Origin of the sequence: Methylobacterium brachythecii (genome assembly GCF_014196345.1) — a bacterium.
Classification (GTDB): Bacteria; Pseudomonadota; Alphaproteobacteria; order Rhizobiales; family Beijerinckiaceae; genus Methylobacterium; species Methylobacterium brachythecii.
The window spans coordinates 138,217-152,476 of record NZ_JACIDN010000011.1 but is presented as its reverse complement, the minus strand read 5'-3'; the positions used below and the strand labels follow the sequence as shown (position 1 = coordinate 152,476).

The window sequence follows — 14,260 nt, the reverse complement described above, 5'->3', positions numbered from 1 at the left end:
TCTCCGGCAACGTGCGGGAGATGGCCGCCGTCGATGGCCTATGCAGCGGGTGCGCCCGGCTGCTTCAAGGGATGGGCGCGGGCAACCGCATCGAGGGCGAGACAGGCCTCGGCGATACGCTTCACGGTCGGATAGGGCGACGTGTCGACGCCGAAGATGCCGGTGCCGGCCCAGAGGCTGACGAGGCAGAGATCGGCATGGCTCACGGCATCGCCCTGCATGAACCTGCCGCTCCCGGGCTCGCTCGCAAGGCGCGTCTCCAGCGTCTTCAACCCGTTGGTGAAGGCGAAGTGCAGGAACTCCATCGCCCGTTCCTTCGACAGGTCGTAGGCCTTCATCAGCTGCTTGCGGACCCGCGGCGTGTAGAGCGGATGCGTGTCGCAGGCGATGAGTTGGGCCAGGGACCGGGCCCGGGCACGCGGGCGCGGATCGGCCGGTAGCAGCGGGACCTCGGGATGCGTCTCTTCGAGATAATCGAGGATCGCCAGCGACTGGGTCAGGGGCGGCCCGTCATCGACGAAGAGCGCCGGCACGGCGCCCTGCGGGTTGATCGCCAGGAAGTCGGGTTGCGTGTGCTCGCCGGCATCGATGTCGAGGAACACCTCCTCGTAGGGAATGCCCTTGAGGTTGAGCGCCGCCCGGACTCGGAAGGACGCCGCCGAACGCCAGTTGCCGTACATCTTCATGGGCATCTCCTCACACCACCACCGTGATCGCCCGCGCCGCCCGCGTCAGCCCCGTGTAGAGCCAGCGCGCCCGGTGCTCGCGGAACGCGTAGGATTCGTCGAACAGCACCACCTTGTCCCACTGCGAGCCCTGCGCCTTGTGGACTGTGAGCGCGTAGCCGTAGGTGAACTCGTCGGTCTCGCGGCGCATGGAGAACGGGATCTCCTCCTCGCTGCCCTCGATGACCTGACGCAGCACCTTGATGTCGACGGCGCGGCGGCGCAGCGCCGGGTCGTCCTCCGGCACCACGTCGAGGCGGATCGTGTCGGGGCGGGGAGGGGGGCGCAAGGCCTGAACCGTCCAAGTCGAGCCGTTGAGCAGGCCCTTGGTGCGGTCGTTGCGCAGGCAGACAAGCTTCTCGCCGATCGACGGCATCGGGTCGGTATGGCCGGCGAGTTGGCGCAGGCGGTTGTTGTAGAGCCGGCGTGTCTTGTTCATGCCGACCAGCACCTGATCGCAATCGAGCACCTCGGCCGGGTCGAGGGTGCGGCGGGAGACGACGCGGCTCTCGCCGAACTCGCCCAGACTGAGCCGCCCGCCCTCGCGCACCGTCATCGCCATGCGCACGATCGGGTCGTCGGCCGCCTGGCGATGGACCTCGGTGAGCATCACGTCGGGCTCGGCCTCGGTGAAGAAGCCGCCGCCGCGCACCGGCGGAAGCTGGGCGGGGTCGCCGAGCACCAACACGGGCTTGCCGAAGGCGAGGAGGTCGTTGCCGAGGTCGGAATCGACCATCGAGCATTCGTCGATGACGATGAGATCGGCCTTTGAAGCCGGCCCGGCCCGGTTCAGCGTGAAGGTCGGGCCGCCCTCGTCGCCCTCCTTGGTGCGATAGATCAGGCTGTGGATCGTCGCGGCGTCGTGGCAACCCTTCTGGCGCATCACCGAGGCCGCCTTGCCGGTGAAGGCGCCGAACAGGACGAGATCGTCGGCATCGTCGGCGATGCGCCGCGCCAGCGTGGTCTTGCCGGTGCCGGCATAGCCGAACAGGCGAAACACCTGATCGCCGCCGCCCTTCATCCATTTGGCAATGGCCTTGAGCGCCGCCTCCTGCTGCGGGGCGTAGGCGCTCGGAAGATCAGCCGTCACGGCCAGCGCACGGTGGGCGGCAGCGAGGACAGGATCGAGGCGACGTTCCCGCCGGTCTTCAGCCCGAAGATGGTGCCGCGGTCGTAGAGCAGGTTGAACTCGACATAGCGCCCGCGCCGCACCTGCTGTTCAAGCCGGTCGGCCTCTGTCCAGTCCTTGGCGAGGTTCGCGAAGACGATCTCGGGATAGGCTTTGAGGAAGGCCTGACCGACATCCTGCGTGAAGGCTAGGTCCGCCTTTGGATCGCCGGTCCAGTGATAATCGTAGAAGATTCCACCGATACCGCGGGGCTCTTTGCGGTGGGGGAGAAAGAAATACTCCTCGCACCACGCCTTGTACTTTTCGTAGTCCGCCGCCGGGGCATGGACGTCGCAGGCCTCCCTGAGGGAGGCGTGGAACAACCGCGTGTCCGGGTCGTCCTGGTTGCGGCGGCGATCGAGCACCGGCGTCAGGTCGGCCCCGCCGCCGAACCACGCCTTCGTGGTGACCACGAAGCGCGTGTTCATGTGCACGGTCGGCACGTTCGGATTCCAGGGATGCGCGATCAGCGAGATGCCGGTGGCGAAGAAGCGCGGATCTTCCGACGCCCCCGGCATCTGCGCGCGAAACTCGGGAGCGAACTCCCCATGCACGGTTGAGATGTGCACGCCGGCCTTCTCGAAGACGCGGCCTTTCAGCATCGCCATCACGCCGCCGCCGCCCGGCGCACCGCTATGGTCGGTGCGCTGCCACGGCGTTTTTTCGAATTTTCCGGCCTCAGACGGTGCGTCGGGATGGAACGGGCCGGCTGCCTGATCTTCCAGCGTTTCCAGGGCCGTCACGATCCGGTCGCGGAGCGTGGCGAACCAGCCGGCCGCTTCGCTCTTAAGCGCGGCGAGCTCGCTCTCGCTCGGCAGGGGCAGGGTCATCTCGGGCTTCTGCATGGCCTGAGCGATGTCCCATCCCGCGCGGACAGCGTCAATTCACCGATTCAGACCGGCGTCTTCTCCAACCGGCGCTCGATGGCCTCCGGCTCGAGACCTGGCGCGACCAAGGGCGGCTCCGGGACTTCCGCTGCCCCTTTGCGCGAGGATATGGCACCGGCCAGCCGGGAGCGCTCGAACAGGAGCACCACGACGATGGCCACGGCGAAGGGCAGCAGCAGGTAGAACAGCCGGAAAATCAGCACGGCGGCAACCACGGCGGCCTTCTGCGTGGCCGCGCTCGGATCCTCGGGGTTGATCTGCATCGCGGCGAGGAAGACGAGCTCGAAGACGCCAAGGCCGCCCGGCGCGTGCGAGGCGAGCGCCACCGAGAAAGATGCCAGGAACATCGCCAGGACCGGGATGAAGCCTGGGTTCAGGCTGTCCGGAAGCGCGAAGTAGATGATGCCGGCCGCGCCGAGCAGTTCCATCGGGGCGGCGACGAGCTGCCTCAGCATGATGCCCGGGCGCGGATACTCGACCTTGAACGAGCGGATCGTCAGCGGCCTGAAGTGCAGGACCGAGCCGAGGACGTAGAGCGCGACAGCGCCGAGCATGACGAAGCCGACGATGCGCGCCGTGGTCGGGTTGGTCAGGACATTCGGAAGCAGCGTGTCGAGGCGCGCCAGCAGATAGGGATCGTAGACGAGGCAGAAGCCGCCGAGCAGGAGCGTGCCGAGCCCGAAGGTGAAGGAGCAGAGCGCCACGAGCACCGCGACCTGCGCGGCCGAGAGCCCCTTTGAGGTGTAGGCCCGGTAGCGGACCAGCGCGCCCGAAAAGACCGAGGCGCCGATATTGTGCGACAGCGCGTAGGTCGTGAACGAGCAGAGCGAAACGAACAGCCAGCCGATATGACGCACGCCGAGATGGATCAGCGCGATCCGGTCGTACCAGGCGAGGGCGGCATAGGCGACGAGGGTGGAAACGGCGGCGAGCAGGAAGTGATGCAGCGGGATCGCCGCGAAGGCCGCCTGCAGCTGGACCCAGGAAAGGGTCTTCAGCTGTCCGTAGAGCAGGTAGCAGGAGACGACGACGGCCCCGAGGCCGATGATCGGCCAAAGGAATTCACTGATCTTCTTCATGCGATCCGGCCGCGCTCTCGGAGACCGGCTCCTGATGCGACACCGTGCCGGGGATCGCAAGCGGGACCGGTCAGGTCTCTCGATATGCGCACCCTTGGGCCAGGATCATGACAATGTCGTGCCGTCGGCAGCTCTCCGCCGGGGAAACGGCTCAGGCGCGGGCGCGACCGAGCCCGATCGCGTCCATCTCGGCCTGCTCGCGGGCGCCTGCAGCGGCGCGTTCGGCCGTACGCTCGCGATCCTCGAGGATCTCGACCTTCTTCAGCTCCTCGAAGGCCTCACCGAGTTCGGCCTTGGCTTCCGCGAGCTGACCTTCCAACGCGAGCGCCGACTGGCGCATGTTGTCGCGACGGGTCGCGGCGGCGCGGGCGTAGGTCGGATAGGCGAAATGCGCCGGATCGGTGATGCCGGCGCGGGCCTCCTCATGGGCGACCTCGCGATCGAGCTCGACGACCATGCGGTTGAAGTCCGCCATCATCATCTCGATCTGGGCGACGCGGCGACGCTTCTCGTCGACTTGGAACCGGCGTAGCCGGATCAGCGTGTCACGCGACTTCATCTGAGGCCATCCCTCTCAACGCAACGCAGGCAACGGGCCTCTCGAGCGCCCGGACTTTTCAGTCGGCGCCGACGATCGCGGCCAATCTCACGTAACCCTCGCTGATGGAGGTTGCTTCTTCCTTACTTTGCCCCAGAAAAGCCTCAAGATCTGGCATGAGCGCCACGGCTTCGTCGACCTCCGCCGAAGAACCGGCCCGATAGGCGCCGAGCCGGATCAGTTCCTCCATGTCGGCATAGGTCGCGAGAACCTTGCGTGCCCGCTTCACGGTGGGCAGCCATGCCGGTTCGCAGGCCTTCGGCATGGTGCGCGAAACGGAGCGCAGTACGTTGATCGCCGGGTAACGTCCGGATTCGGCGATCCGCCGCTCCATGACGATGTGGCCGTCGAGGATGCCGCGCACCGCATCCGCCACCGGCTCGTTGTGATCGTCGCCCTCCACCAGCACGGTGAATAGGCCCGAGATCGATCCGTCGCCGGTGCCGGGTCCCGCGCGTTCGAGAAGGCGCGGCAGCTCGGAGAAGACCGTGGGGGTATAGCCCTTGGCGGTGGGCGGCTCGCCGCTGGCGAGACCGATGTCGCGCTGGGCCATGGCGAAGCGCGTGATCGAATCGATCATGCAGAGCACCTGCGCGCCTTGATCGCGGAAATACTCGGAGACTGTCAAAGCGAGGTAGGCGGCGTTGCGGCGCATCAGGACCGGCTCGTCCGAGGTCGCCACCACCACCACCGAGCGAGCGAGGCCGGCCGCGCCGAGATCTTCTTGCAGGAATTCCTGAACCTCACGACCGCGCTCGCCGACGAGCCCGATCACCGCGACGTCGGCGGCGGTGTAGCGCGCGAGCATCGAGAGCAACACGGACTTGCCGACGCCCGAGCCGGCGAAGATGCCCATGCGCTGGCCCGAACACATGGTCAGGAAGGTGTTGATGCAGCGAACGCCGAGATCGAGCGGCGCGCCGACGCGGCGGCGGGCATGGGCCGGGGGCGGATCGGCGCGCAGCGGATAGATCGCCGGCCCCTGAGGCAACTCACCGAGCCCGTCGATGGGCCTGCCGAGCGCGTCGACCGTGCGCCCGAGCCACGCCTGCGTCGGGCGAACCGCGCCGGCAGCATCCTGGCGGACATAGGCAGGACAGCCCCGGCGCACGCCGTCGAGAGACCCGAAGGGCATGGCGAGCGCCCGATCGCCCTGGAAGCCGATCACCTCGCAAGGCACCAGGCCAGCGGCAGCCGTCCCGACGGCGATGTCGATGCGACCGCCGAGCCGCATGGCTGCGATCGGACCCGCGACCTCGACGAGCAACCCGCGAATCGCCGTGACGCGGCCGTAGACCTCGAGCGTTTCGACGCCGGCAAGCGCGTCGATCGCCGCCGCGAGGCTCGTTCCGGATCGCGAAGCAGCCGTTCCACGGCGATCCTCGCTCATGCGCTCAACCTCAACGGTTCATTTACCTCCCTCCTTAACATTGCGGAGATCGCTTCGTTAACGGGGGCGTCACTGATGTGCCTAAAAGGCCACACAGCGATGAGTTCGTTATCGTAGAATGGGTTAGCAACAGGCTTTGCGGGTTGAGCAGCCCCGAATCGGCGTCGAACGAGAACGGATCGACAACGACTCAGGGAAAATTGCTCCAACCTTCTAAAAGAGCACTCTTGCAACCGGGATTCGGGTTTTGTTAACGGTTAAAAGTTAGCGTTTCGAAAGATAAACGAAGCAGCGCCCGCCGAGGCCGTCGGCGAGCGAACGGCGGGGGTGTGCCCTTCCGCTTGAGACGGCTGGCCGGGCTGGGGACCGACGATGCGCGTACTTCTGATCGAGGACGATGGCGCCACCGCGCAGAGCATCGAGTTGATGCTCAAGTCCGAAAACTTCAACACCTATACCACCGACCTCGGTGAAGAGGGCGTCGATCTCGGCAAGCTCTATGATTACGACATCATCCTCCTCGACCTGAACCTGCCCGACATGTCGGGCTACGAGGTGCTTCGCAGCCTCCGGGTCGCCAAGGTCAAGACGCCGATCCTGATCCTCTCCGGCATGGCCGGCATTGAGGACAAGGTGAAGGGCCTCGGCTTCGGCGCCGACGACTACCTCACCAAGCCCTTCCACAAGGATGAGCTGGTCGCCCGCATTCATGCGATCGTGCGCCGCTCCAAGGGCCACGCCCAGTCGGTCATCACCACGGGCGACCTCATCGTCAATCTCGACCAGAAGACGGTCGAAGTCTCCGGCAGCCGCGTGCACCTCACCGGCAAGGAGTACCAGATGCTGGAGCTGCTCTCGCTCCGGAAGGGCACAACCCTCACCAAGGAGATGTTCCTCAACCATCTCTACGGCGGCATGGACGAGCCCGAGCTCAAGATCATCGACGTGTTCATCTGCAAGCTGCGCAAGAAGCTCGCCAACGCCTCACAGGGCAAGAACTACATCGAGACCGTCTGGGGCCGTGGCTACGTGCTCCGCGAGCCGATGGAAGGCGAGGATCGCATCGCCGTCTGAGCGAACAGCGCATTTCCTGGAAAGAAGGGCCCCGGTTTCCGGGGCTTTTTCTTTTTGGGGCCTCGGCACCTCAGTGAAAATCCCGCGACTTCGGCAGGATGCGCACGTTGCGCGGATGCCCATGCGGCCCGCGCGGCTGCTGCGGATGGGTGAATTCGTCGGCCCGGGTGAGTTCGATCGGCACGTCGCGATCCCGTGACAACCGCCCTAGCTCCGCACTGCGGTCGAAGGCGCGCTCGGTCATCAGGTGGACCACGCCCTCGGGGCTCTTCTGGACGCGGCCCTCGATGAGCAGCAGCCGCGCGCCCATCACCTCACGGCGGTAGCGTTCGAATGTGGTCGCCCACATCACGACGTTGGTGACGCCGGTCTCGTCCTCGAGGGTGATGAAGATGGCATTGCCCGCACCGGGGCGCTGACGCACCAGCACCACCCCCGCCGTCCGGCAGAAGGCGGCGTCCGCCTTGGCCGAGGTCTCGGCACAGGAAGAGATGCCTTGGGCCGCAAAGAAGGGCCGCAGGATCTGCATCGGGTGGCCCTTCAGGGAGAGCCGGGTGGTCTGGTAGTCGGCCGCAACCTGCGCCCCGAAGCTCATCTCCGGAAGCACGACCTCCGGCTCCGGGCCGAGCTCGCGCGCATCCGCCGCCGCGAAGAGCGGGAGCGGATCGTCGCCGGGCAGGCGGCGCACGGCCCAGAGGGCGGCGCGCCGACCGAGGCCGAGGGAGCGGCAGGCATCGGCATCGGCGAGCAGGCGCAGGGCTCGGGCGGGCAGGCGGGTCTTCGCCGCCAGGGTCTCGATGTCGGTGAAACGACTGCCCCGGGCCGCGACGAGGCGCTCGGAATCCGCATCGGCGAAACCGCCGACCTGCCGGAAGCCGATCCTCAGGGCGAGTTCGCCCCGCTCATCGCGCTCTAGCGTGTTGTCGTGAAGGCTGTGATTCACATCGATCGCGCGGATCTCGACGCCGTGCTCGTGGGCATCGCGGACGATCTGGGCCGGCGCGTAGAAACCCATTGGCTGGGAATTTAACAGCGCGCAGGCGAACACCGCCGGATGGTGCCATTTGATCCAGGACGAGACGTAGACGAGCTTGGCGAAGGAGGCGGCGTGGCTCTCAGGGAAGCCGTAGGAGCCGAACCCCTTGATCTGCTCAAAGCAGCGCTGCGCGAAGTCCCGCTCGTAACCCCGCGCCACCATGCGCTCGACCATAATTTTCTCGAACGTGCCGATCGTCCCGACGTTGCGGAAGGTCGCCATGGCCCGGCGGAGCTGGTTGGCCTCCACGTCCGTGAACTCAGCCGCGACCATGGCGAGGCGCATCGCCTGTTCCTGGAAGAGCGGCACGCCCTTGGTCCGGTGAAGCACTTGATGGAGTTCGTCGTGCTTCCCGTGCTCCGATGAGGGCGAGGGATATTCCACCGGATCAATGCCGGCTCGACGGCGCAGATAGGGATGCACCATGTCGCCCTGGATCGGCCCTGGTCTGACGATCGCGACCTGAATGACGAGATCGTAGAATTTGTCGGGCTTCAAGCGCGGCAGCATGTTCATCTGCGCGCGGCTCTCGACCTGGAAGACACCGAGGGAGTCTCCTCGCTGCAGCATCTCGTAGACGGCATCGTCATGCCGGATGTCGGCAAGACCGAGGTCTTTGCCCGCGTGATCCCGTAAAAGATCGAAGGCCTTGCGGATGCAGGTCAGCATGCCGAGCGCCAGCACGTCGACCTTCATCAGCTTGAGTTCGTCGATGTCGTCCTTGTCCCACTCGATGAAGGTGCGGTCGGGCATGGCCGCGTTGCCGATCGGCACGATCTCGTCGAGCCGGTCGCGAGTCAGGACGAAGCCGCCGACATGCTGCGAGAGATGCCGCGGAAAACCGAGCAGCCGACGGGCGAGGGCGATGGCGCGGGCGATCGAGGGGTTGGCCGGATCGAGCCCCGTCTGGCGGATATGCACGTCGCTGATGTCGCTGCCCCAGCTTCCCCACTGGGTCGAGGCGAGGCGGGTGGTGACGTCCTCGGTGAGGCCGAGCACCTTGCCGACCTCGCGCATGGCACTGCGCGGACGGTAGCTGATCACGGTGGCGGCGATGCCGGCCCGGTGCCGCCCGTAGCGGGCGTAGATGTGCTGGATGATCTCCTCGCGCCGCTCATGCTCGAAATCGACGTCGATGTCGGGCGGCTCGCGGCGCTCTTCTGAGAGAAAACGCGCAAACAGGAGTTCGTGCTCGTCAGGGTCGACGGCCGTGATGCCCAGCGCGTAGCAGACCGCGGAATTCGCCGCAGACCCGCGCCCCTGGCAGAGGATACCCTTGTCCTCGGCGACCCGCACGATGTCGAGGATCGTCAGGAAGTATCGGGCGTAGTCGAGCGTCTCGATGAGAGCGAGTTCGTCGCGCAGCAGCCCTGCGACTTTGTCCGAGATGCCGTTGGGGTAACGAATCGCGGCGCGCCGCCAGGTCTGCTCCACGAGCCACGCCTGCGCGCTCCAGCCTGGAGGCACCGGCTCGTCGGGATAGTTGTATTCCAGCTCCGAGAGGGAGAACCCGATCCAGTCGAGGAGGGTCGCGGTCTCCGTGACGGCTTCCGGCGCGGCCTGGAACAGGCGGGCCATCTCGGCCGGGGCCTTGAGGTGGCGCTCGGCATTGGCTTCGAGTCGGCGGCCCGCCGTCTCGATGGTCACGCCTTCGCGGATGCAGGTGAGCACGTCCTGCAGATCACGCGCGGCGGGCGTGTCGTAGAGCGCGTCGTTGACCGCCAGGATCGACATCCGCGCTTGCCCGGCGATCCGCTGGAGACGGGCGAGACGGCGCAGGTCGTCGCCGCGCCGATGCATCGCCACGCCGAGCCAGACGGCACCGGGCGCTCCCTGCGCGATCCGTGCGACGATCTCGGCGAGCCCGTCGAGCCGGCGCGGCGGCATCACGATCAGGAGGAGGCCGGCCGGATCGGCCAGGAGATCGTCGAGATGCAGGATGCATTCGCCTTTCCGGGCGCGGCGGTTGCCCAGCGTAAGTAGCCGGCAGAGGTGGCCCCATCCCGCCCGGTCGACGGGATAGGCGACGATGTCGGGCGTGCCGTCGGCGAAGACGAGGCGGGCTCCCACCACGAGCCTGAAGGCGGCGGCGCGCTCCCTGAGCTCCTCCTGCGTGAAGGGGATCGCCGGCGCCAGCGGATGCTCGACGAAGACGAACTCGCCCGGCCCGGAGCCGTCGCGCAGTTTTTCGGGCATCGGCAGGCCCTCGGCGCGCAGTTCCTTCAGGGCGCGGTGGGCACGGACCACGCCGGCCACGGTGTTGCGGTCAGCGATGCCGATGCCGCTCTGCCCGAGGAGGAGGGCGGTCAGCACCATGTCCTGCGGCGTCGAGGCGCCGCGCAGAAACGAAAAATTCGTCACCGCCACGAGTTCCGCATAGGCCGGCGGCCGAGGTGGCGGCTCGGCGTTGTCCTGCGCGATCATGTCAGTCGCGGCCCATCCCCTTTCCCCGCGTGCCGGGAGAGGGGATGGGCCGCCATCGACGAGAAACACCGGCACCGTCTCACGCGAACAGGCCGTGCAGGTACCAGCGCGGGGCGTCGGTCTCGCTGCCGTAGAGGCCGGCGCGAAACAGCCAGAAGCGGCGGCCCTCCTCGTCCTCGACGCGAAAGTAGTCGCGCGTCGGTGCCTCGCGCCGGCGCCACCACTCGGCAGAGATGCGCTCCGGCCCCTCCGCCCATACGACCCTGTGCAGCACGTGCCGCCAGCGAAAGCGGATCGGCGGCCCGTCGGGCACCTCGGCCAGCGTCTCGATGGGCTGGGCCGGTTCGAAGAGCTGCAGAGGCCGAAGGGGTGGATCGCCCGGTTCGGCCAGCGGCCATGCGACGGGCGGGGCAACGGGAGCCGAGGCTGGCAAGAGTCGTGCGGCACGCACCGGGTGATGCGTATCGACGGGCAAGAAGCGCAGCACCCGCGACGGCCCGAAGCGCGCAACCAGCCGGTCGACGAGATCGGAGATCTCGGCATCGCATAGGATCTCGCCGTCGAGGCAGACCTGCACCGGCGCCAGCGGCTCGGCGACCGGAACCGCAAGGCGGATCAGGTCGAAGCCATATCCAGGATCGAGGGGATCGGCGAGGGTATCGAGCCGCTCGTGGAAGAGACGCAGGATCGCGGAAGCATCCCGCGAGGGCCGGCCGGTCTCGACGGCAATCCGCCTTACATCTCCATCGGCACGATAAAAACTCGCCTCGAAGGAGCGGCCACCGCGCCCGGCCTTTTCGAGGGTGCCGGCTGCACGCTCGATCAGGTGCCGCAGAATGCTCTCGATCACGTGCTGCTGAGTGACGGGCTCGGTGAAACGCTCCTCCTCGCAGCAGGCCGGAAGAGGGCGCAACGGGGTGATTCGCGCATCCTCCCGGCCGAGCAGACGCCGCAATGCGCGGGGCAGTCCCTCGCCGAAGCGGGCCGCGAGGGGCTGGCTCGGCAGGTCGGCGAGATCGGCGATGCGCTTGAGGCCTGCCAGCGAGAGCGCGGCGCGGTCCGCCTCCGGCAGCCTCAGCGCAGCCACGGGAAGGGGGCGGACCGCCTCCTCTTCGCGGCCCGGCGGGACGACCTGGGCCTCGCCGAAGCGGGCGAGAGCGCGGGCGGCCTCGGGCGTGCCGGCCAGCGCACCACGGGTCGAGATGCCCCCGCGTCTAAACGCAGCGACGACGCGCTCGCGCAAGGCGGCCTCGCCGCCAAAGAGATGCGTGCAGCCGGTCACGTCGAGGATCAGCCCGTCGGGCGGGGCGAGGGCGACCAGGGGCGTCCAGCGCTCGCAGGCCTCCGACATGCGGCCGAGCAGGGCCGCGTCCTCGGCGGGCTCGTGCTCCAAAGCCGCGAGCCGCGGAATGCGGGCGCGCGCATCGGCCAGCGTCATGCCCTGACCCAGGCCGAGCGCCAGCGCCTCGCGACTCGCGGCCGAGAGCCGCAGGGCGCCCTTGACGGATTGCGTGAGCACGAGGGGTTCAACCGGCGCGCCGCCAGAGCGCCCCGTCCTCCGCTGCCACCGGTCGATGGGCAGGAACGGAAACCACAGGGCGATGTAGCGACGATGGAGCGAAGGCGGCGCTGTCACGGTCCCACTCCAGCCTCCAGCTGCGCCGACCAAGCCCGGCGCGATGGCGCAGCAACGTGATCGCGAAGGCCGGGCGCCCCGGCGCATTCGCCTCCAGCGGCACGGAGGCCGCCGCGGCGACGCTCCAGCGGCTCGCCGCCGCGCTCGGGGCGGGCTCGGCCTGGAGGCGGATCATCACCAGGGTCACGCCCGAGGCGGAGGCCGCCAGCGCCAGCCGCCGGCTCGCCTTGAGGTCCAGAACCTTCGGCTCGCCCCAGATCTCGACGAGGGCGGCGCCGACAGCAGCACAGCGCGCCGCCTCGGCGGTCGCCCGCAAGGCGGCGGTGGGATCGCGCACCCGCACGAGGATCAGGGCCGCCGGATCGAGGCCGAAGGCGGCGAGACCCGCACCATGGAGCTGGCCGGTCTCCACACCGACGAGATCCTGCCGCGCCCAGACCAGCGGGCGCCCCCCGGCCGCCCGCGCCGCCACGCCGAGCCCGAACCCCGCCGCAGCCGCGGCATCCGCCACGCGCTCGGCATAGATCTCGTGCAGGGCGCCCCGCGCCAGCCCGCCGCCGAGCCAGCCATCGAGGGCAGCTAAACCCAGCGGAAAGCGATCGGCCGCATCCGCCGCCGCCTCGCTGGGTTCGAGGGCGGAGACGGCACGACGCAAGGCAGACAAAGTGGCAGGGCGAACCGCGGGCATCAATGTTCCTGATTTGTTCTTATATCGGCTCCGTTGATGGGGTGGAGTCAAGGCAGCCTGTGGATGACATGGATGGTCCGATGGTGCGCGAAGGCACACGAACAGGTGCCTGTGGTTATCCTTGAGCGACGCGCTTGCGCAGCAGCAGGTGATAATCGCCATCGCGCACGTTCGCGCGGCGCGCAAGAGCGAGGTTCATGAGGTCGGTGATGCCGTCGACGATCCTTCCGAAAGCCGGACGCCGGGTCCGCATCTCGGGGAAGCGCGGGCTTTCGTAGACGCGCTCGTACACCGGCTCGAAGGCGTGCCCGGCCATGTAGGCCGCGAGCCGCTGCGGCAGAACGAGCGGATGGTAGTGCACCCGGAACGGTCCGACGCCCGGCGTCCCGGCCCACTTCTCCCCCATGATGGTCCGATAGAACCAGACGTGGAACCAGTGCGGTGAGTACTTGGTGACGAGACCCGAGAGCGAGAACGGATGCGGCGCCCCGATCAGGAGAAGGCCGCCGGGCCGCACGGCCTCCGCGAACCGGTCGAGCGCGCCGGGAACGTCGGGCAGATGCTCGATGACGTTGTAGCAGGTGACGAGGTCGATGCTCGCAGGCGGCAGGCGATGCGTCTGGATGTCGCCGCAGATCTTGGTCCCGGCATAGCGGTTATTGGCGATCTGCGCCGGATCGATATCGACTACCGTGATGTGCGCGCGCGCCAGCAGGTCCGGCGTGAGGAACGAGGCCGCGCCGCCCCCGGCCTCGTAGATCGCGACATCCCCAGCGGGGAGCAGCGCCCGCAGCCTCTCATGAACCCGGGCGAGGCTCGCCCCGGCCTCGCCGGGCGGAAACACGATGTCGGGGCTCGCATCGTTCATCGGGATCGCGACCCGATCGGTTGTCGCACTGGCGAGTGTCACGGCCGATGGCTCCGGATCGAGGTCTGAACGAGAAACTGCGCCTGTATTCTCGACAATCCTCTACCTTCGACCTCTCGATAGCAATCAACCCGCCAAAACATGACTCGTTAAGACTAACCCGCAACAAATCCATGTCTCGGCACCGGGCAGAAGACCCGGTGAGGGTGCCGCTCGTGAAGGTCACCGCGGAGCGGAAGCCTTGCCCCCCGTGACCGTGGCATCGATCAGGGGCTCGGCCGCCCCCAATTTCCCGGCCAGGCCGGCAGGCAGCCCGTGCTTGCCCTCGAGCGCGGCGGCCGGCGTGTAGACGACGAGCGTCTTTCCGTCGGGGCCCTCACGCACGAGCAGCTTGAGCGGCAGCTCGAGCCCGAAATCGGGCGCCGCGAGCATCAGGGGCGTGCCGCCCTTCGGGTTGCCGTAGACGAGAAGCGTCGTCGGCGGCATGCCGAGGCCGACCGATCGGGCGGCCTCGCGCTGGTCGATGGCCGCGAAGATCGTGAAACCTTTGCCTTCGAGCGCGCTTCGCAGCCTCTGCAAAGTCTCGGCGAAGGAATAAGCGCTTTCGAGCTTCGTCGTCTCGGCCATGTTCGCCTCCGTCGCGTGAGCCGCGGTCGACATCCTTGCCGCCAGCAACGCAGCACACGC

At 67.7% G+C, this 14,260-nt stretch carries 12 protein-coding genes; 1 reads left to right on the top strand and 11 read right to left on the bottom strand.

Going from position 1 to position 14,260, the window contains the following annotated elements; translation table 11 throughout:
- Positions 1–38: 38 nt before the first annotated feature.
- From maiA to fliI, 6 genes are all read right to left on the bottom strand, one after another.
- On the bottom strand, positions 39–686 hold the full coding sequence (maiA, locus tag GGR33_RS24030) for a maleylacetoacetate isomerase (protein WP_183512743.1): 648 nt from the start codon (positions 684–686) through the stop codon (positions 39–41).
- Between the two features lie 10 nt (positions 687–696).
- Positions 697–1,815: an ATP-dependent DNA helicase gene (locus GGR33_RS24025; protein WP_183512732.1), complete on the bottom strand. Its 1,119-nt coding sequence runs from the start codon at positions 1,813–1,815 to the stop codon at positions 697–699.
- Entirely contained in the window at positions 1,812–2,723 is a 912-nt protein-coding gene (gene hemF / locus GGR33_RS24020; protein WP_425488812.1) for an oxygen-dependent coproporphyrinogen oxidase, read from the bottom strand. Before hemF ends, GGR33_RS24025 begins: the two co-directional genes overlap by 4 nt.
- Positions 2,724–2,785: 62 nt before the next feature.
- On the bottom strand, positions 2,786–3,859 hold the full coding sequence (locus GGR33_RS24015) for a UPF0104 family protein (RefSeq protein ID WP_183512723.1): 1,074 nt from the start codon (positions 3,857–3,859) through the stop codon (positions 2,786–2,788).
- 151 nt (positions 3,860–4,010) lie between these two features.
- Positions 4,011–4,418 carry a flagellar export protein FliJ gene (gene fliJ / locus GGR33_RS24010; RefSeq protein ID WP_183512718.1) on the bottom strand — a complete coding sequence of 136 codons (408 nt, stop codon included), beginning with the start codon at positions 4,416–4,418 and terminating at the stop codon, positions 4,011–4,013.
- Between the two features lie 58 nt (positions 4,419–4,476).
- On the bottom strand, positions 4,477–5,847 hold the full coding sequence (gene fliI, locus GGR33_RS24005) for a flagellar protein export ATPase FliI (protein WP_183512706.1): 1,371 nt from the start codon (positions 5,845–5,847) through the stop codon (positions 4,477–4,479).
- Between the two features lie 372 nt (positions 5,848–6,219).
- Between fliI and ctrA the strand changes: the two genes are divergently transcribed.
- On the top strand, positions 6,220–6,921 hold the full coding sequence (gene ctrA / locus GGR33_RS24000) for a response regulator transcription factor CtrA (protein ID WP_147046195.1): 702 nt from the start codon (positions 6,220–6,222) through the stop codon (positions 6,919–6,921).
- A gap of 70 nt (positions 6,922–6,991) precedes the next feature.
- Here the strand turns inward: ctrA and GGR33_RS23995 are convergent, their stop codons facing one another.
- The 5 genes from GGR33_RS23995 to GGR33_RS23980 form a co-directional block, all read right to left on the bottom strand.
- On the bottom strand, positions 6,992–10,381 hold the full coding sequence (locus GGR33_RS23995) for an error-prone DNA polymerase (protein WP_183512701.1): 3,390 nt from the start codon (positions 10,379–10,381) through the stop codon (positions 6,992–6,994).
- Between the two features lie 79 nt (positions 10,382–10,460).
- Positions 10,461–12,017 (bottom strand): Y-family DNA polymerase, encoded by a 1,557-nt coding sequence (locus tag GGR33_RS23990; protein WP_343068622.1) that lies wholly within the window; start codon positions 12,015–12,017, stop codon positions 10,461–10,463.
- Entirely contained in the window at positions 11,908–12,705 is a 798-nt protein-coding gene (locus tag GGR33_RS26095) for a hypothetical protein (protein ID WP_246413433.1), read from the bottom strand. The genes GGR33_RS23990 and GGR33_RS26095 overlap by 110 nt, the downstream gene beginning before the upstream one ends.
- Before the next feature lie 115 nt (positions 12,706–12,820).
- Positions 12,821–13,615, bottom strand: a complete 795-nt coding sequence (locus tag GGR33_RS23985; protein ID WP_284211899.1) for a class I SAM-dependent methyltransferase — start codon at positions 13,613–13,615, stop codon at positions 12,821–12,823.
- Positions 13,616–13,795: 180 nt separating this feature from the next.
- Entirely contained in the window at positions 13,796–14,200 is a 405-nt protein-coding gene (locus GGR33_RS23980) for a DUF302 domain-containing protein (protein WP_210302184.1), read from the bottom strand.
- Positions 14,201–14,260: the final 60 nt, after the last annotated feature.